Origin of the sequence: uncultured Acinetobacter sp., from assembly GCF_947624825.1 — a bacterium.
In the GTDB taxonomy this organism is placed as follows: domain Bacteria; phylum Pseudomonadota; class Gammaproteobacteria; order Pseudomonadales; family Moraxellaceae; genus Acinetobacter.
Window position 1 is genome coordinate 25,498 of sequence record NZ_CANQLZ010000009.1, and the last position, 19,345, is coordinate 44,842.

Consider the following 19,345-nt stretch of genomic DNA (forward strand, 5'->3'; position numbering starts at 1 on the left):
CTTTAGATAAATGCTGGTGTTGGTGCATTGGTATGGTGAATGACACCACCACCTAAACACACTTCACCTAAATAAAACACCACACTTTGTCCGGGTGTGACTGCGCGTTGGGGTTCATCAAACTCAACCCGTACACCATGTTCAGAATTTTCATCTTTAAATACAGTACAGGCTTGATCTGGCTGACGGTAGCGTGTTTTGGCGGTGCAGCGGAATCCTGTGGTCGGAATATCTTGTTCGCCTGCCACCCAATCAATGCTTTGGCTCCAAAGCATGCTGCTTTGCATCAGAGGATGCTCATGTCCTTGACCCACCACCAAACGATTGCCCGGAATGTCTTTATATAAAACAAACCATGCGCCTTCTGCTGCACCTTTTAAGCCGCCAATGCCAATACCACCACGTTGACCTAAGGTGTAGTACATGAGGCCGTGATGTTCACCAATTTCGGTGCCGTCTTCTAAGACAATTTTACCCGGTTGTGCCGGTAAATATTGCTGTAAGAAATCGTTAAAACGGCGTTCACCAATAAAGCAAATACCGGTTGAGTCTTTTTTCTTAGCAGTGATTAAATCGAGTTCTTCGGCAATTTTGCGCACTTGTGGTTTTTCAATTTCACCTACAGGGAACAACGTCTTGTTAATTTCCCGACCATGTACCGCATGTAAGAAATAGGTTTGGTCTTTATTGTTATCGACACCACGTAACAGCGGTGCATATTCTTCACCGCGTGAATTGGTTTGGGTTTCACCACGACGGCAATAATGACCTGTGGCAATAAAGTCTGCACCTAAGTTCACCGCATGATCTAAGAAGGCACGGAATTTAATTTCTTTATTACATAAAATATCTGGGTTTGGGGTACGACCTGCGGCATATTCCGCTAAGAAATGCTCAAAGACACGATCCCAATATTCCATGGCAAAATTGGCAGTGTGTAATTTGATGCCAATTTTATCGCATACGGCTTGGGCATCGGCCAAATCGTCCATCGCTGTGCAATATTCCGTGCCGTCATCTTCTTCCCAGTTCTTCATGAACAAGCCTTCAACTTGATAACCTTGTTGAAGTAGAAGGGCAGCAGACACAGATGAGTCTACACCACCAGACATACCGACGATGACACGTTGTTGCATAGGATTAGGCATCCAAATTTGAAATTAAGGGAGAGTTTTGGTGCTCATCAATGAGCGATAAAGGATAACGCTTGCCGGCTTTGGCATCTTGAATTGCTTTAATGACCAAAGGACTACGCGCGCGTGCAGTCTCTAACAGTTCATCTAAGCTCATCCAAACAGCACCTAAAATACCTGTATCGAGTTGAGCATCTGGAATTTGCTCAAGTACTTTGCCAATAAAACAAAAGCGATAATAAGTACGATCAGGAAACAAAGGTGGGGTATAGGTATAAATGCCAAGTAACGATTCAATCTCGATACGGTAACCGGTTTCTTCCATGGTTTCACGGATTGCAGCGTCTATAATCGTTTCGCCTGCTTCAACGTGGCCTGCGGGTTGGTTAAATACGCTATGCACAACGCCTTCGGTCTGTTCTTCAACAAACAAAAATTTACCGTCTTGTTCAATAACGGTGGCAACAGTCACATGCGCAGTCCAAGCAGTCATCGCAAAGCACCATGGAATAAAACGCATATTCTACGCAATTTCTATGAAGTTGGCTATGCTCAGCTCTGATTTGTTGCTTAGATGGCTGATTTTTGATGAAAATAGGTCAAAATAAGTTGCTGTTAACATTTAGTTTAATCGCAATGATATGCTTTAAAAGCCCATTATTTTGAGCAGTTAGCCAAAAGCTCAGCATAGTTTTGAGGTGAATTTTAGCATTTTCATAACAAGTTAAGCTGAGTACTTGAGCACTCAGCAACAGTCGCTTAATTTTGCTGTAAATAATCGCGTGACACTTTGACATAATTTTGTGCAGAATAAGGTAAAAATGCGCGTTCTTTTTCAGTGAGCTCACGTACTTTTTTGACCGGACTGCCCATATATAAATAACCACTTTCTAAGCGCTTACCCGGTGGCACTAAAGATCCTGCCCCAATCATCACATCATCTTCAATCACCACATCGTCTAGTACCACTGTATTAATGCCTACCAAGACACGATTGCCAATGGTGCAGCCATGTAAAGTCACATGATGTCCAATGGTGACATCTTCACCAATAATTAAAGGTGAGCCTTGTGGTTTGGTGGCAGTTTTATGACTCACATGCAGCATGGCATGGTCTTGTACATTGGAATTTTTGCCAATTCGAATATGATTGACATCGCCACGGATACAGGCAAATGGCCAAACCGAAACATGATCGGCTAAATGCACATCACCAATGACCACAGACATCGGGTCAAGATAGCAATTGGGTGCCACTTGTGGATAAACATTTAAATAGGGACGAACAGAAGCAGCCATCGATTTTTTCCTTAAAGTCGTTTGTGAAGATAAAAAAAAGCATGCTCAAGAGCATGCTTAATGTAGCGTGTTTTAATTAAAACAAGTTACTAAAAAATTGTTTAATGTGATCAAGCATACGTGCAAAGAAGCCGGCTTCTTCAACTGGTTTAAGCGCAACCAGTGGTTTTTCAGCAATCACTTTGCCATCTAAAGATGCCACATATTTACCAACCACTTGACCTTGCGTTAAAGGTGCGGTGAGTTTAGGTTGCACCACCAATTGGGTTTTAATGGCGTTGGCCTGACCTTTGGGTAAAGTGACACTAAAGTTTTCGGCTAAGCCAATCTCTACGTCATTGGTTTGGCCGTACCATACTTTGGCTTTGGCTAAAACTTGATTGGCAGGTTGTACTTTTACAGTTTCAAAATTGGCATAGCCCCACGCCAACAAATCACGGGTTTGTGTGGCACGTTGTTGGATGTTGGGTGCACCAAAGATCACCGAAATAAGGCGCATTGGACCACGTTTAGAAGATGTGGTTAAGCAGTAACCTGCTTCTTCGGTGTGACCTGTTTTTAAACCATCGACACTTGGGTCGGTATACAACAGGGCATTACGGTTGCCTTGCTTGATGCCATTAAAGGTGAATTCTTTTTCAGAATAAATTGGATAATATTTTGAACTGTCATGAATGATATGCTGGGCCAATGTCGCCATATCTTTGGCAGTTGAAAAATGCCCTTCAGCTGGCATACCCGTCGAGTTCATAAACTGAGTATTGCTCATGCCTATACGCTTGGCTTCTTCGTTCATCATATGTACGAAGGTGCCTTCATTGCCAGCAATATGTTCAGCCATAGCTTTAGAGGCATCATTGCCTGATTGCACAATAATACCGCGCAGCATTTCAAGTACCGTCGCCGTGCCATCTAAAGGCACATACATACATGATTCAGTACTGCTGCCACGGCACCATGCCGACTCATTCATACGAACTTTTTCGTCTTCGGTGAGTTCACCTTTCAATAGTTTTTGTTCGATGATGAAGCTGGTCATCATTTTGGTCATTGATGCGGGTGCTAATTTTTCATTTTCGTTTTTTGAAGCAAGGATTTGACCTGTTTCATAGTCCATCAAAACATAAGATTTGTTATTGAGTCCTGGTGGTGCTGATAACACAGTTGCTGCATATGAAAAACTAGGCAAGAGCAAGAATGCAGCAAGGGCACTTTTACGGGTCATTCTAGAGGGTTCCAATATCATGAGGTGAGCACAATGAGCCTAGCATTCTAGGACAAACGACACACAACTGCTATGGGGCAAAGCCAGTCAGACTCAACATATTGTTCGCATTTTGTGAGATTGCCTTAAAATGGGCGTAGATGCCTGATCCTAAAATGCAATAATTGAATTTTTAATTGATACCTAGATGACTAAGCTACTCAAAAATCAGGCTATAGCATGATAAAAATAACCAAAGATTAAACATTGTGCCAGCATTTTAGATTGAGAAAAAGGCAATGCGCTTTAGAATAAGCCAAACAGTATTTGAGTATAAAGGATCAGAATATGAATATTTTAATTGCCAATGATGACGGAGTATTTGCACCCGGCATTCAAGCCCTAGCACAGGCATTACGACCTTTAGGACGAGTGGTGGTAGTGGCACCTGAAGCAGAACGTAGTGGCTATTCATCGGCGCTGACCTTAGATCGTCCTTTACGTCCTGTTGAAATTTCCCCTGATGTATGGGCAATTAATGGAACGCCCGCTGATTGTGTCTATTTATCGATGAATGGCTTATTTGATTTTGAATTTGATTTGGTGGTCAGTGGGATTAATAGTGGTGCCAACTTAGGCGATGATGTGTTGTATTCAGGCACGGTGGGTGCAGCTTTTGAAGGGCGTTTAATGAAACAACCGGCCATTGCAGTATCTTTAGCAGGCGCCAATGTACGTGGTTATTTAAGTCCACAAGATTATCAAGTGGCTGCAAATTGGGTGCATGATTTTATTGCCAAAGGCATGCCTGAGCTACCAGCGCGCCATATTTTAAATATTAATATTCCAGATGTGGCGAAGCTTAAAGGACATAAAATTACCTATCAAGGACGTAAACATTTATCTAAACCGATCACCAGTCAAGTCGATCCACGCGGGCGTCAAGTATTTTGGATTGGTTTATCCGGTGAGGCAGTGACTGAGGCCAAAATGGGTTTAGGTGAAATTGGTTCAGATTTTGCAGCGGTGCAACAAGGTTATGTCAGCATCACACCAATTCAAATGGATGCGACCAATTATGCAGTTCTACCTGACTTATATCAGCAATTTTGCGCAGATTTAGCGTGAATGTTATAACTTTGTGATAAAAACAAAGAACTGAAGATTTACAGCTTTTATTTTTGTTAGTCTGCTTTATTCTAACTGAATTTACTTTGTGGAGAGTTTGATTGATGTCCATCCTACATATGGTGCAAAACACGCCAAATACGGTGTTTAAATCGGTTTTTTTATCTGCAGCATTGCTTGCAGTCGTAGGTGTGACGGGATGTGCGTCAAAACCACAAGTCAACAATAGTGCGCGTTATGCTGTAGCCCCTGACTTTTATACGGTACGCTCAGGCGATACTTTAAGTGGGATTGCAGCACGCTATGGTCTCAATTATCAAAGCATTGCTGATATGAATGACATTGCCGCGCCGTACCGAATTTTTGTGGGTCAGTCATTGCGCTTAAAAAATACCGGTGCTAAGCGCAGCATCAGTACACAGCCAATCACACAAACTGCGCCTATTCAACGTCAAAGTATTGCGCTACCAAGCACCACTACCACTGTGACCCAAACACCTAAAGCCCCAACCACGCCTACAGTGGTCACGCCAAAAACACCAGTGGCTACAGCGACCACCCAACAAAACTTGCGTTGGGTACGTCCAAGCCAAGGCACTGTATTACAAGGCTTTGATGTAGCCAAAGACGTTAAGGGTATACGTTTTGGAGGCAAGATTGGTGATCCAGTATTGGCTGCGGCACAAGGTCAAGTCATTTATGCGGCTGATGGTTTAAAAGAATACGGTCAATTGGTGTTGATTAAACATGTAGATGGTTATATTACTGCCTATGCACATAACAATAAGTTATTGGTGAGTAGCGGCCAGCAGGTTACAGCAGGGCAAAAAATTGCTGAGATGGGCAATAGTGGGACCAATCAAACCATGCTTGAATTTCAAGTACGTTTAGATGGAAAACCAGTGAATCCAAATAGTGTTATACGAATTGATTAAATTTAACGAATACAAAGCATAAATTTCACCGTATAATACAACGAGTTGCTTTTATCAATTTCTTTTGTTAAAAGCACTCATAAGTTCAGAGGGAAATTTATGTTAGATCAACTTCGAGCAATGGGAGTATTTGCTTGTGTGGTTGAAAAAAGCTCATTTAGCGGTGCTGCGCGTGAACTTGGAATCACGACCAGTGCGGTGAGCCAGCAAATTCGTTCGCTTGAACACGAGATGGAAGTAACTCTACTGCATCGTTCAACACGTAAATTGAGTTTGACTGAGGCCGGACAAGCCTTTTTTTATAGCTGCCAAGAGATGCTTGCTGCTGCAGAGCGCGGTAAAGTCCGCATTAATGAATTGCGTGATGACTTAATTGGTGAATTACGTATTTCAGCCACACCAGAACTTGCAGCACAACATGCTGTACCGGCATTATCGCATTGGATGCAGGCACATCGTGGTTTGGCGGTACATTTTGAAACTGATAATGACAATGTTGATTTAATTGATAGTCGCATTGATATTGCCTTGCGTGTTGCTACAGAAATAGATGATACGCAATTTTGTGTACAACCATTATTACGCGCAGAACAAATTTTGGTGGCGTCGCCGAGCTATTTAAATCAAAATAATCCGGTATCTCGTCCAGAAGATTTAAAGCAACATGATTTATTGTTGGTCAATACACTTAAAAATCAGCACGAACTGAATTTTACCCATGTGACCAAAGCAGAGCAGCTTAATTTGAGCATGCATAATCGTTTAAGTAGCAACAGTGCTGCCGTAGCGCGTGCTTTATGCTTACATGGTCATGGTATTGCTCGAGTCTTTTATTTAGATGTACAAAAAGATTTAATGAGTGGCGCATTGGTAGAGGTATTACCCGAGTGGAAACTACCGCCTTTAAATCTGTATGCGGTCACCTTAAAGCATGAACAATCTCCAATGAAAGTGGATCGTTGTTTAGATGCCTTAAAACAATACTTTTGCCAAATGGCAGCAGGGCGTGTTTACCAAGAAGCCAGTTAAAAAATAAAGTTTTATCCTAAAAAAAGCCGCATATTGCGGCTTTTTTTATGTGGGTGTTTTAAGCCAAGAATTTTTTAATCATGCTTACTAAGCGTTCAATCAGTTGATCCGCTTGGGCTTGGGTAATGTTTAATGTTGGTAATAAACGCACCACATTACCCGCAGTCACATTAATGATCATATGATATTCATCACGTGCAACATCGACCAATTCAGCGCAAGCTTTTGGTAATTCAATGCCAATCATTAAACCAAAACCGCGTACAGTCACGCTGTGATCGGCAAGTTGTTCACGTAATTGATTGACAATATAGGCGCCTTGTTGTGCTGCATTTTCAACTAAGTTTTCTTTTTGCAGGGTATCAATCACCGTATACACCACGCGTGAACCTAAGGCACTACCGCTATAAGTTGAACCATGGTTACCTGCTGTAAGTACACCCACGCCACGACCTTGAGTCATGACAGCACCAATTGGGAAACCATTGCCTAAGCCTTTAGCTGTGGTGAGCACGTCTGGCACAATGTTGGTGTGTTGATAAGCAAAGAATTGACCTGTACGACCATTACCGGTTTGCACTTCATCAAGCATCATTAACCAATTGTGTTGGTTACAGAGATGACGGATATCTTCTAAATAGCTAAAGCCTTGCGGTGCTGTGTTGACACCACCTTCGCCTTGAATCGGTTCAACTAAAATTGCCACAATATCCGGATGATTGATAGCAGCTTCTTCAATTGCTTCGATGTCACCAAACGGTACACGGATAAAGCCTTCAACAAGCGGGCCAAAGCCTTCTTGTACTTTTTTATTGCCTGTAGCTGACAAGGTTGCCATGGTACGACCATGGAATGAATGATCGGCTACAATAATTTTTGGATTATTGATGCCTTGCATATGACCAAATTTACGTGCAATTTTAATCGCGCCTTCATTTGATTCAGCCCCACTGTTAGAGAAGAACACTTCTTCCATTCCAGCAACTTCAGCTAATTTTTGTGCTGCTGCAATCTGCCAAGGCACTTCAAATAAGTTACTGGTGTGAATTAAAGTGGCTGCTTGTTCAGCAATCGCCGCACTCACCGCAGGGTGTGCATGACCTAAACCACACACAGCAATACCCGTTAAAGCATCAAGATATTCTGTACCATCTTCTGTATATAAATATGCACCTTGTCCTCGCACAAAGCTGATCTTTTGGCGGCCAAAGACCGGCATCAAATGCGAGGGTTGATCAGTTTGTACGGGCGCAACGGTGAGATTATTCATGACGAACTCTTATCTGAGGAATAAAAAAAATAAGTCTGTACTGTGCCAAAAAGGCGTAAAATACAGAGTCTATATAAGCAAAAAGTGTTTCATATTGAAAGTATAATTGGAAATAAAAATAGAAATATTGCTTTTGTCATACTGTTTTATACGGTTTTGGGTATAATGCAGCACAGATTAGTTGAGGATTTATCAATGACTGAACAAGTACGCGATACTGAAGCGTTAATTCGCGATCAAATTGCTAAACATGCAGTATTACTTTACATGAAAGGCACACCACAATTTCCACAGTGTGGTTTCTCTGCGCGCGCGGTTGAAGCTCTCAGTCAAATTGGCCGTCCGTTTGCTTATGTAAACATTTTAGAAAACCAAGACATTCGTGCAACTTTACCGCAAATTGCAAATTGGCCGACTTTTCCACAATTGTGGATCAATGGCGAGTTGATCGGCGGTAGCGATATTATTCTTGATATGTTCCAAAAAGGTGAATTACAACCTTTAGTTGAACAGTACAGCCCAGCGCCTGAAGCTTAAGCTTTGTGTTGAGTGATAAAAAAAGCGCCCGAAGGCGCTTTTTTTATTTATGGGGTTTCTGTGACATGCTCAATTGCATCTTCAACCGCATTTTTGGCTTTTTTATCTTTAGCCTTTTTCTTGTTCTTTTTTTTCTTTTTCTTCGGTTCTTCCTCAAAAGCTGCACCATCTTCTAAGGCTTGCCAATATTCCAACTGATTCATCACTGCTGCAAAAATAGAGCCTTTAGTGTAACGACCTTTTTTATTGAGTTGTCCCACAGGACGCGCCATTAAAATTTCTAAGGCTTGGGCAATATTATCAATGGCATGAATATGGAATTGACCTAAATTCACCGCTTCAATCACGTCTTTACGCAGCATTAGATGTTGCATGTTTTGACGTGGGATAATCACACCTTGTTTGCCCGTTAAACCTTGTAATTTACACGCATCAAAGAAGCCTTCAATTTTGGCATTTACACCACCAATCGGTTGAACTTGCCCCAATTGGTTCATAGAGCCAGTAATGGCCCATGACTGATCAATTGGAATTTGACTGATGGCTGAGATCAGAGCAGACAGTTCAGCAACGGTGGCGCTATCGCCATCAACTTGACCATAACTTTGTTCAAAGGCAAGGGCAGCTGAAAAGTGTAAGATCTGTTCACGACCAAAGTGGGCTTTTAAGAAAGACGACATCAATAACACGCCTTTGGCATGTAAGGAGCCGCCCAATTCCACACTGCGCTCAATATCTAAAATATCGCCGCCACCTTGATACACCGATGCGGTTAAACGCGAAGGTAAACCAAATTCCACATCTGCATAATGAATCACCGACAAGGCATTGATTTGCCCTAAACGATGACCTTTGGTTTCAATCAGTTGTGTACCACGGGTTAAATCTTCCCAATACAACTCACGTAAATAGCCTAAGCGATACTGACGGTGTTGTAAGGCCATATTAATATGCTGCTCAGTCACCATTTTATCAGCGGATTTTTCCGCATGATGATGCGCTTCACGAATCAAATCACCTAAGGTTAAAGCATGCAATGACAACGAGCTTTGATCTTCTGCTTGACGGCTTGAGTCAGTCAGCAACGCGGCAAGGGCAGAGCGATCAAAAGGCAGCAATTTATCGCTTTGTACATAATCGGCAATCAGCTGCATATAGGCTTGTTCGTTGCTTTCATTGCGTTGCAAGGTGTCGGTAAAATCGGCACGGATTTTAAACACGCTGCCAAGCTCAGGCTCAACTTCTAAAATTTGATAATAAATTTCAGGCTCAGCCAACAACACCACTTTAATATTGAGTGGAATCGCGGCCGGTTCAATCGAAATACTGCCGGTTAAGGTCAGCATATGCTCAAGCGATGAAAGTTTGAGTTGCCCTGATTTTAACGCACGTTTAAGCCCTTGCCATGCATACGGCTGTTCAAGCAATTGCTCGGCTTCTAGCATTAAGAAGCCACCGTTGGCACGATGCAGGGCACCGGGGCGAATTAAGGTAAAGTCGGTGGTAATGCTGCCGTGGCGTGTCAGTTGTTCTACATGACCCAATAAATTGTAGTGCGTTGGAAAATCTTCAAACACCACCGGTGCACCAGCATTGGCTTTGTTGCTAATTACCACATTGGCATGGTAACGCGCAGGGACACGGCTAAAATGACTTGGGCTGAAATCATCTTCTTCTTGATCTAAAATCAGCTCTACGTGCTGAATAATGTCATCGCCATAATCAGTTAAGTAGTCTTTTAAACCTTTAACCTCTTTAAATTTATTGGCAAGCGCGGTCATACGTGGCATTACCACTTGCTTGGCAATATCACGATTGAGCACTTGGACTTGATCGCGTGCATCATCCTCTAAATCACCCAAATGTAAACCTAAGCGATCGAGTTTTTTGTCCATATAACGCATGTTGGCGGCAATTTCTTGCTGCCGATCAATGCTCAGTTGCGCCAAGTCTTGTTGGGTCAACTCAATGAGTTTTTGCTCATGATATTTCACCGGTACAAAACAATGCGCTTCATCGCGAGTTACCAGTTTTAAATCCAGCTCGGTGCCTTCTTTGGTCAATTCAATTAAGGCTTGTTGCTGTTCTAAACCGGTTTGTTGACGAATCAGGTCAAGGCGTTGTTCATAGCTTTCGGTGCTAAAGCGACGTTGTAGTTGTTTTAAAATGGTTTGCCAACTTTGGTGCAATTGTGCTTGGAACTTCACCCCTTGACCAGCAGGCAGCTCAAGTGCAATTGGTTGGCGAGCTTGTTTAAAATTATTGACATACACCCAATCACTTGGTGTTGGCATATCTTTGGCATGTTGCTCAAGTAAACGCTTGACCATGGTGCGTTTACCTAAACCTGCTGTACCTACCGCAAAAATATTGTAGCCAGAATACGGCAAAGCAATTCCTGCTTCTACCGAAGCACGGGCACGATCTTGACCTAAAAAATTATTCAGCGGTTTAATGCGTTTGGTTGATGCTGGAATTTTGGTGTAATTGGGAATATGCGTCAGCTCACTTGAGCGTAGACGGGTGCCACTTAAGGTGTTTTGAATATCCTGTTGATCGAAAGCAGAGACGAATCCTTTAGGCGAGGGTTGTAATTGTGGTTGGCTTGTGGCGTTATTTTGCTCAAGTTTTTCGGTCACTGTATAGAATCCAAAACAATAAATAAAAGTAAAAGGAAGCCTTAAGGTATATGGGTTAGCCCTATAAATTCAAGCAAAACTACATTGGATTGATGAAAATATTGCACAGGATGCTCAAATACAGTTGAAAGCCTCGCCGTTAAGCGGTTGAATAGCGCTATTCATTTTGCAGAAAATAATAAGCAATGACCACACAATCGACTGGATGGAAATCAGCATTTGCCGCATTTTGGGATCGACGTGCGCTGATCATGTTGTTTTTGGGTTTTTCAGCAGGTATTCCAATCCTGTTGATTTTCTCAAGCTTATCGCTTTGGCTAGGCGAAGCAGGCATCAGTAAAAGTGCAGTGACGTTCTTTAGTTGGGCGGCTTTAGGCTACTCATTTAAATTTGTGTGGGCACCTTTAATTGATGAACTGCCACTGCCATATTTAACGCAAAAATTAGGGCGTCGCCGTGCATGGTTGTTGGTTGCACAAGTTTTAATTATTTGCGCTATTGCCATCATGGCATTTTCAGACCCTGCTTTAGGTCAAAGCCAAGTCTATCAAATGGCGATTGGTGCGGTATTGCTTGGCTTTGCAGCGGCCACCCAAGATATTGTCATTGACGCTTATCGGATTGAGTTGGCCGAAACCCAAATGCAAACCGTGTTGGCATCTACTTATAATGCCGGTTACCGGATTGGCATGATTATCGCAGGTGCAGGCGCGCTCTTTTTAGCAGCATCATTGGGTACGGCCAAAGGCAATTATATTTATGATGCGTGGAAAATCACCTATTTAGCCATGGCAGGCGTGATGTTAGTGGGGATTGCCACTACTTTGGTGATACGTGAGCCCAACGTGGCACGCGTCAATAAAAACTACCAACGCCGTGACTATTATCGTTTGGTCATGGTGTTTTTTGTGGCAGTGGCGAGTTTTGTTCTAAGTTATATCTATTCAGGTAATTTGGTCGAGCTAATAAAACAGCAATCACAGATAAAAGACACGTTTGTATTGTTTAGCTTAGAAAGTTTACGCTTTTTAACAGCAACAGCTGTAGCTTTATTGGTGGGTTCAAGTTTAGTTAAATGTGGTGCGGTCAATCGTGATATGGCCTATGCCACATGGGTCCATCCGATTGCCGATTTCTTTAAACGTTATGGGTTAAAACTCGCCTTAGTCTTGTTACTGCTCATTGGTTTTTACCGTATTTCTGACATTATCGCGGGGGTAATTTCCAATGTGTTTTACCAAGATTTAAACTTTAGCAAAGAACAAATTGCCGAAGCAGTTAAAATCTATGGGGTGATTTTTAGCTTAGTCGGTGGCTTCTTAGGGGGCTTGTTGGCACAGCGCTTTAATATTATGAAATTGATGTTTGTCGGGGCAATTTTAGCCTCTTCAACCAACTTAATTTTTATTGGTTTGGTCAAATCAGGTCAGCCTTTAAGTGCTGTGCAATTAGATGTCGCTGGGCAAAACTACTTAGTCAATCCAGATGAAGTCGGCTATTGGAGCGTACCAGTTGATGTGCAAGATTTAAAAGCTGCACAACATATTGATGTCACAGTGGGTTATGCCAATCCAGCAACAGCCACACAAGCGCCTGTTACGTTGTCCATGCCATATCTAGTACAAGACCAGCAGCATCCTCAATTACAGATTTTACCCATCACCAGTGACAATACTTTAACCCTGCACGAGCAAGACGCCACCATTGTGGTACGTGGACAATATACAGGTCAGGCATTAACACAGAATCAGCAGTTGGTATTTGCCTTAGATCAACAGCAATTTCCGGCCAAGTTAGAAAGTCATGGTGTATTTAGTGCTGCCATTCCTGCGCAAAAATTAATAACGGCACAGCAGCCACGTTTAACTGCATTATTGCTCGATCAAGCTCAAGTACTTCAGCAAAGCACACATGCTTATAAAGTCAATCAACAGTTAACTTTGCCACAAGATTTAGATATTGATATTCAGCCCATTCACCCAGTGAATCTTGATCAGCAAGAGCAAGTTGAAATTAGCGGTAAGGTGATTAAACCCTATAGTGATGGTTGGCTGTATTTTGCCATTATTGTGGATAATTTAGCTTCAGGCCTTGCAGGGGCTGCATTTATTGCCTTTTTATCAAGTTTAACCAGTGTGTCATTTACAGCGGTGCAATATGCCATTTTTAGCTCACTGATGACCTTAACCCCTAAAATTTTAGGGGGTTACTCAGGCACCATTGTGACCAATATTGGTTATCCAAATTTCTTTTTAATGACCACGTTAATTGGGATTCCCATTTTATTTTTAGTGATTTGGGTCGCACGCTTATTGGCCAAACATCAACAAAGCAATTAAAGCACTCGGGCGTTCAAATTGAATTTTGCGTGTGAACTGCCTATAGTAGCTTGAGCAAATTAATCAAAAGGAAAAACATGATGCGTATGTTACATACCATGTTGCGCGTAGGCAATTTAGAGCGTTCATTGGCGTTTTATACTGAGGTGCTTGGTATGACTTTACTTCGTCAACGTGATTACGAAGAGGGTCGTTTTACCTTGGCTTTTGTTGGCTATGGCGATGAAGAAAATCATACTGTGCTTGAATTAACGCATAATTGGGATACACCAAGTTATGAATTGGGTAATGCGTATGGTCATATTGCTATTGCAGTAGATGATGCCTATAAAGCTTGTGCAGAGATTAAAGCCCGTGGTGGCAATGTGGTGCGTGAAGCCGGCCCTATGAAAGGTGGTGTGACAGTCATTGCCTTTGTTGAAGATCCAGATGGTTATAAAATTGAGTTGATTCAGCAAGATGACAACGCGCGCAACAACTAAGTGTTGCCACTAAAATTATAGATCAAACAAAGCCCAATTTTTTGTATTGGGCTTTTTTATGGAATATTCAAGGATGATGTATGCTTAAACTCTTGGCGCTTGATCGCTTTACCATTTTATTGTTTGTGATGGTGCTTTTGGCTAGCTTTATACCAGTGTCAGGGCAAGCAGCAGTATGGTTTGGTCATTTCACTACAGTCGCGATTGCCATTTTATTTTTCTTACATGGTGCCAAATTATCGCGTGAAGCAGTCAAAAGTGGCATGTTACATTGGAAGTTACACGGTTTAGTATTTGCTTTTACCTTTATCTTATTTCCAGTGTTAGGGTTATTGGCCAAACCTGTGTTGCTGCCACTGTTGGGGCAAGAGCTATATTGGGGGTTTTTATTCTTATGCTTTTTACCGTCCACCGTACAATCCTCGATTGCTTTTACCTCAGTGGCCAAAGGCAATGTAGCAGGCGCGGTATGCAGTGCTTCGTTTTCTAATTTAATGGGTATGTTTATTACTCCAATTTTGGTCAGCGTATTTATTTTAGGGCAAACCCAACACAATTTTGATCCCACCCAATCGATTGTGCAGATTACTTTATTGTTGTTGGTGCCGTTTATCTTGGGGCAAATCCTGCGTCCTTGGGTATTTCCCTATATGCAAAAACGCCCTAAGTTGGTCAGGGTTTTTGATCAAGGCTCGATTTTAATGGTGGTTTATGCTGCATTTAGCAGCGCCGTGGTGGCAGGGCTGTGGCAGCAAGTGGGACTCGGGAGTTTGTGTGTTTTGATTGTGCTGTGTTCTGTGTTGTTAACCATTGTGATGCTTTTGGCACTGTGGCTGCCCAAATGGCTTGGTTTTAATCATGCCGATCAACGTACGATTTTCTTTTGTGGTTCAAAAAAGACTTTAGCCAGTGGTGTACCTATGGCACAAATTTTATTTATTGGTCAGCCCTTGGGGATGATTGTGCTCCCTATTATGATTTTCCATCAAATTCAGTTGATGGTCTGTGGGGTAATTGCCAATTACTGGAGCAAACAAGCCGACACAGAATAATTCGCTTTTTATAAGTGATGAGCGTATAATACGCGCAGCTTGTTGTGCTTAGCTCTGACGGTATCCGTCTCGGTGGGCCAAAAGAATGGTCTGTTATGGTGTTGATCTGCTAATGTTTTAGCCATTCCTCAGTTTTGAGAGTGATCAATTGCGATGACAGCAAAACCTTCTTACACTTTATGGAGTAATCGACCATGCGCGCCGATATTCACCCAAAATACGAAAACATCGTTGCAACTTGTTCATGTGGTAACGTAATCGAAACTCGTTCTGCTCTTGCAAAAGAAACGATTTACCTTGACGTATGTTCAGCTTGCCACCCGTTCTACACTGGTAAACAAAAGAACGTGGACACTGGCGGTCGTATCGACAAGTTCAAACAACGTTTTGCTGGTATGTCACGTTCAATCAAACGTGGTTAATCCAAAGCGAAAAAAACGAGCCATTGGCTCGTTTTTTTATGCAAAAAAATGCGGGCAATGCCCGCATTTTTTATTAATCATCGACTGCAATTAAATGATCGAGTTTCTTTTGGAAGTAATCGCCTTGAATAAAACGGGCATCTAAATTCCAAGAATTGGCAAACAACGTCATATCGTCTAAACCATGTAAGATAATATCCACTGGTTTAATTTCACTAAATTCAGTTAAACGTGCTTGTAATTCAAGGGTTTGCTGCTCATCGTGTAAGGCTAAAGTTAAGTCATTGTGTAAGGTCACGGCACGAAAATCAATTTGCGTTAAAATCGATTCGCTATACATAGAATAACCAAAATCACGCGCGCTAATTGCCGCACCATGCTCAATCAGCACTTGGGTATGTTTTTGTGCTTCGGCAAAATGTTCACTCAAATCTCGCTCGGAGAATTGTAACCAAATCGGCTGTTTTTCTTTGCTACCGACAATACTGAGTAATTTTGTAACGAGCTCGGCAAGGGTTTGATCTTCAAGTAAAACATGTTTGTTTAAATTCACAATCAGCTTGGCTTTTGGATATTGGGTAATGAAGTTATGTAGTTGTTTACATGCTTCGACCAAAATCCAACGATCAAGTTGAATAGAAAGTGCTGGGTCTTCATTTAAGTCAGTTAAATTTTCAAGCGATAACCATTTGTTTTCATAGATAAAGCCACTGGTGACTTCATATACATGCAGTTCACTGTCGTGCTTATCATAAATTTGTTGATATTTAAGATGCACCTGTCCATTACTTAGATTTTGGCGCAAGGTGTCAAGCAAACCTAAATGCTCTTCAACTACAACTTCATCTAAATTTAGTTCTAAAGCGTCCTCGCGTGAATTGTTTGGCAGTGGTTGAGCAAATGCATCTTGCATGATTTGCCTTAAATGCGTCTCATCTTCAAACTCTCGCTCCATAATGCGATAACCAATACTTAAATGTAGCGGATAACTCTGCTGTCCCACCACTAAAAGTTGCGGTTTTAATAAACTGGTCAAACCAATGAGTTTGGATTCAAGCTTTTCTTTACTCTCAGCTTGTAAAACACTGATATACACTGGCGCATCCATTTCAAAAATGGGTGCATGTGTTTGTTCGCTTAAAAAGGTTTTCATGCTCACGATATAGTCATGAGGGGTATGCCATTTGTATTGCAGAACTTCAATGGGAAAAGAGGTCAGTGAAAATAATACTAAGGCATTAAAACTTGCCGGTTGCTGTTGCACATGACGATTGATCTGTTGATAGGTACTGACTTTAGCAACAGCTGCTGTTTCAACAGCTTTGGCTGTAACCGGTGCAAGCGTTAAAATGTGATGACCTTGATCAATGCTCAGTTGTAGAGCATCATCATGTTCAACCGCGCTTAAAAATTCAAGATTCAAGGCGCCATCTTGCCCAATGGAAGGGTGATTGCTTTGGATGCTAAAGCGCCCAAGATCAAGCTGACCTTGGCTGATTTTTTTAAAACGTGTTTTAAACTCGGTGGCATTTTGCGGTTGCAATACATCCATAAGCGGCAAACCAATCAGGTCATCTTCATCTTGAAAACCGAACAAGGTCAGATATTCAGAATTGGCATGCAGATGAATACCTTCTTGAATAATTGCCACAGCACTTTTTTTCTCTTCAACCAAGGCTTGAGCTTGGCTTTGTACGATTTCAAGCTCGTTCAGCAAGTGGCTTTGGTTTTGCTGTAAACGGCTAAAAGACAGCGCGCGTACTAAACTTAAGTAAAAATGATCAGGTGTATTTAAACTCACCACATCATAGACGCCTTTATGTAAATAACGGCTATATTGTGCTTCGTTATAGTCTTCAGGATGTAACAATAGCACCGGCAAATAAGCTTGCTTTGACGCATGAATTAAGCTTAATGCCTGTTCAAGACGTAAATCATAAGCACGACCAAAAATGACTAAATCCCAAGGGAGATGTAATTGCTTTTCAAAGCTATTGAGGTCGTCAAGCAACAGACCTTCAACTTGATGTTCATGGACATTGAGTAAGTCAAAAATTTGATTAAAACCAATTTGGTTATCATCAATAATCAGAAGCCTAGTTTTGGTCTGCTTTAACTTTTTTGACAAAAGTGGATTTCTCATTTCAATGCTTCCCATAAATGATGATGTTTTATCTCGTGCTGCTGTTGGTGAATAAAGTTTTCCAAGATGGAACTTTGTCCCTCATCAAGGAGTTCATATTCAAACTGCATAAAACTCTGTGTAATCAACAAAGTTTTCACCAGATAAACTTTAATCTCGGTATTCCCCAAGCGCAAAAAGACAGTTTGCTTTTCTCTAAAAATTGGTAGACCCGGTAAGATCAAGCTGTTTTTAACTAAATCTAACTCAATATTTTGCGTCAACAGCGCAACGTGATAATTATTAATGGTGTTTTCATTGCGAATATGCAGCGCACATGGGTACATGTGTTGTGCCAATATTTCAATTCCAAGTTCTAAGCTTTTGTCAGTGGTTTGTTTAATCCAACGAATCGTGGCACAGCGCCATAAGCTTTGTGTATTTTCTTGGACTAAAATGAGTTCACCCGTTTTTAGGTTTTTAGGGGTTTCACCGCTCCAACGAATGCGATAGCCATTTAAGCTAATGTTGACCACATCGGCTGAATAAATCTGACGTGCTTCACGATCAACCAGTTTAGGTTCTTGTAAGTCTGCTTTGCTGACAGTCCCCACAATATTGGCATTATTATGCAATTTGTAAGGGGTATCTAATTCTAAGGTGTCATAAAAGGCTTTGCCACGAGACAAATAATAGTGTGCCACCGCTAAACCAAAACAAATTCGTAAAGGGGCTGAATAATCATAGCGTTCTGAGCGACGCCCGGTTTGATTGCTCAGTAAATTGTGAATATGAAAATGCAGCGCAGGGGTTAACAGCATTTTTTCATTGCTTGAGAGGTATTCACTTTGTTTACGTTGTAAATCACTAAAGTGTTCAAGTAGTTTTTGCGTGGCAATGAAGATATTGGGGCTTAAAGCTTTGGCATGATTATTGTTATATACCGGTGGATGATCTTTAAGGGTGTCCACGGCATAACGCGATAAAGTGGTTTCTTTGGGTAAAATTTGAATTAAACGCGCCCAATCTATACTGCATAAATATAGACCTTGGATTTCGGCAGGGCGAATTTGATGAGTGTTAAAGACTTCAAGTAAAATCAAGCGTGCATAGGCTTGTGCAATGGTACTGAGTTTATGTTCAGTGCCTTGAATATGGTTAATATTGCTATGTTCAAAATCATTTTTAATTGCCCAATTTAGCAATTGATGTGCAATTAACCACTGTCCTGGTAAAGGCGCGCTATAGAGCATGTGTTGTTGATAAAACAATGCAGTAATCTGTTGCAAAGCATAATAGGTGGCCATGGTGCGCACAGTATTTAAATTGCGCTTTTTACGAAAGGCAAATAAAGAAAATGACTGTTGCAGCTGTTCTTGTGTACGTTTGGTAATATCAATATAAATTTTACTAAAGTAACAACGAATAAGCGTGGCCAACTCAATAATATGGTCATTACGATCGCTTGAGATTAAGCCTTGATTCAAAAAATGTTTCTCTAGACTCGCAAGTACATTTTCAAGGGTGGGATGCAAGGTTTGAATTAAGTCAAAACGCAGTGTTTCTGAACACTGTAATTCAGAAATTTCTAATAAAGCATTAAACAGCGTTTTAGAAGAATCACCCAGTTGTAAAATGGACAGGGTACCCACCCAATCTTGTACACTTTGGATGTTAGGTTGGCAAAAGCTAAGCTTGTCTAATTTAAGCTGCGTTGGAGTCTGAAATAAATCCGAAGTTTGCATCATCATGAT

General features: G+C 41.5%; 16 protein-coding genes. 8 read left to right on the forward strand and 8 right to left on the reverse strand.

The features are described from left to right. Positions 1-2: 2 nt before the first annotated feature. The 4 genes from mnmA to dacC form a co-directional block, all read right to left on the reverse strand. Positions 3-1,136: a tRNA 2-thiouridine(34) synthase MnmA gene (mnmA, locus tag Q0017_RS03570; RefSeq protein ID WP_298142788.1), complete on the reverse strand. Its 1,134-nt coding sequence runs from the start codon at positions 1,134-1,136 to the stop codon at positions 3-5. Between the two features lie 4 nt (positions 1,137-1,140). Then, entirely contained in the window at positions 1,141-1,626 is a 486-nt protein-coding gene (locus tag Q0017_RS03575; protein ID WP_298142791.1) for an NUDIX hydrolase, read from the reverse strand. Positions 1,627-1,892: 266 nt separating this feature from the next. Beyond that, positions 1,893-2,432, reverse strand: coding sequence for a gamma carbonic anhydrase family protein (locus Q0017_RS03580; RefSeq protein ID WP_298142792.1), 540 nt, complete (start codon positions 2,430-2,432; stop codon positions 1,893-1,895). Between the two features lie 76 nt (positions 2,433-2,508). Next, positions 2,509-3,657 carry a D-alanyl-D-alanine carboxypeptidase PBP5/6 gene (dacC, locus tag Q0017_RS03585; protein ID WP_298142795.1) on the reverse strand — a complete coding sequence of 383 codons (1,149 nt, stop codon included), beginning with the start codon at positions 3,655-3,657 and terminating at the stop codon, positions 2,509-2,511. Positions 3,658-3,984: 327 nt separating this feature from the next. Here dacC and surE point away from each other — a divergent pair, with 327 nt between their 5' ends. From surE to Q0017_RS03600, 3 genes are all read left to right on the forward strand, one after another. After that, positions 3,985-4,764: a 5'/3'-nucleotidase SurE gene (gene surE / locus Q0017_RS03590; protein WP_298142798.1), complete on the forward strand. Its 780-nt coding sequence runs from the start codon at positions 3,985-3,987 to the stop codon at positions 4,762-4,764. A 104-nt stretch (positions 4,765-4,868) separates the two neighbouring features. Continuing rightward, positions 4,869-5,699: a peptidoglycan DD-metalloendopeptidase family protein gene (locus Q0017_RS03595; RefSeq protein WP_298142801.1), complete on the forward strand. Its 831-nt coding sequence runs from the start codon at positions 4,869-4,871 to the stop codon at positions 5,697-5,699. 99 nt (positions 5,700-5,798) lie between these two features. Beyond that, entirely contained in the window at positions 5,799-6,728 is a 930-nt protein-coding gene (locus tag Q0017_RS03600; protein WP_298142804.1) for a LysR family transcriptional regulator, read from the forward strand. A gap of 58 nt (positions 6,729-6,786) precedes the next feature. Here Q0017_RS03600 and Q0017_RS03605 read toward each other — a convergent pair whose 3' ends face one another. After that, positions 6,787-7,998, reverse strand: a complete 1,212-nt coding sequence (locus Q0017_RS03605) for an aspartate aminotransferase family protein (RefSeq protein WP_298142807.1) — start codon at positions 7,996-7,998, stop codon at positions 6,787-6,789. A 195-nt stretch (positions 7,999-8,193) separates the two neighbouring features. Between Q0017_RS03605 and grxD the strand changes: the two genes are divergently transcribed. Next, positions 8,194-8,535 (forward strand): Grx4 family monothiol glutaredoxin, encoded by a 342-nt coding sequence (gene grxD, locus Q0017_RS03610; RefSeq protein WP_297424426.1) that lies wholly within the window; start codon positions 8,194-8,196, stop codon positions 8,533-8,535. Positions 8,536-8,582: 47 nt separating this feature from the next. Here grxD and Q0017_RS03615 read toward each other — a convergent pair whose 3' ends face one another. Then, positions 8,583-11,174 carry a Lon protease family protein gene (locus Q0017_RS03615; RefSeq protein WP_298142809.1) on the reverse strand — a complete coding sequence of 864 codons (2,592 nt, stop codon included), beginning with the start codon at positions 11,172-11,174 and terminating at the stop codon, positions 8,583-8,585. A 185-nt stretch (positions 11,175-11,359) separates the two neighbouring features. Here Q0017_RS03615 and Q0017_RS03620 point away from each other — a divergent pair, with 185 nt between their 5' ends. From Q0017_RS03620 to rpmE, 4 genes are all read left to right on the forward strand, one after another. After that, positions 11,360-13,513 (forward strand): MFS transporter, encoded by a 2,154-nt coding sequence (locus tag Q0017_RS03620; protein ID WP_298142811.1) that lies wholly within the window; start codon positions 11,360-11,362, stop codon positions 13,511-13,513. Between the two features lie 80 nt (positions 13,514-13,593). Then, on the forward strand, positions 13,594-13,995 hold the full coding sequence (gene gloA / locus Q0017_RS03625; RefSeq protein WP_298142864.1) for a lactoylglutathione lyase: 402 nt from the start codon (positions 13,594-13,596) through the stop codon (positions 13,993-13,995). 80 nt (positions 13,996-14,075) lie between these two features. Then, the gene (locus Q0017_RS03630; RefSeq protein WP_298142814.1) at positions 14,076-15,047 is read left to right on the forward strand and encodes a bile acid:sodium symporter family protein; all 972 of its coding nucleotides are present in this window, start codon (positions 14,076-14,078) and stop codon (positions 15,045-15,047) included. A 194-nt stretch (positions 15,048-15,241) separates the two neighbouring features. Further along, positions 15,242-15,469 carry a 50S ribosomal protein L31 gene (gene rpmE, locus Q0017_RS03635; protein WP_298142816.1) on the forward strand — a complete coding sequence of 76 codons (228 nt, stop codon included), beginning with the start codon at positions 15,242-15,244 and terminating at the stop codon, positions 15,467-15,469. A 73-nt stretch (positions 15,470-15,542) separates the two neighbouring features. Here the strand turns inward: rpmE and Q0017_RS03640 are convergent, their stop codons facing one another. Both Q0017_RS03640 and Q0017_RS03645 read right to left on the reverse strand, forming a co-directional pair. After that, complete coding sequence (locus Q0017_RS03640; RefSeq protein ID WP_298142819.1) at positions 15,543-17,627, reverse strand: EAL domain-containing protein; 2,085 nt, start codon at positions 17,625-17,627, stop codon at positions 15,543-15,545. After that, positions 17,609-19,342 (reverse strand): GTPase, encoded by a 1,734-nt coding sequence (locus Q0017_RS03645; RefSeq protein WP_298142822.1) that lies wholly within the window; start codon positions 19,340-19,342, stop codon positions 17,609-17,611. Before Q0017_RS03645 ends, Q0017_RS03640 begins: the two co-directional genes overlap by 19 nt. Between the last annotated feature and the right edge of the window lie 3 nt (positions 19,343-19,345).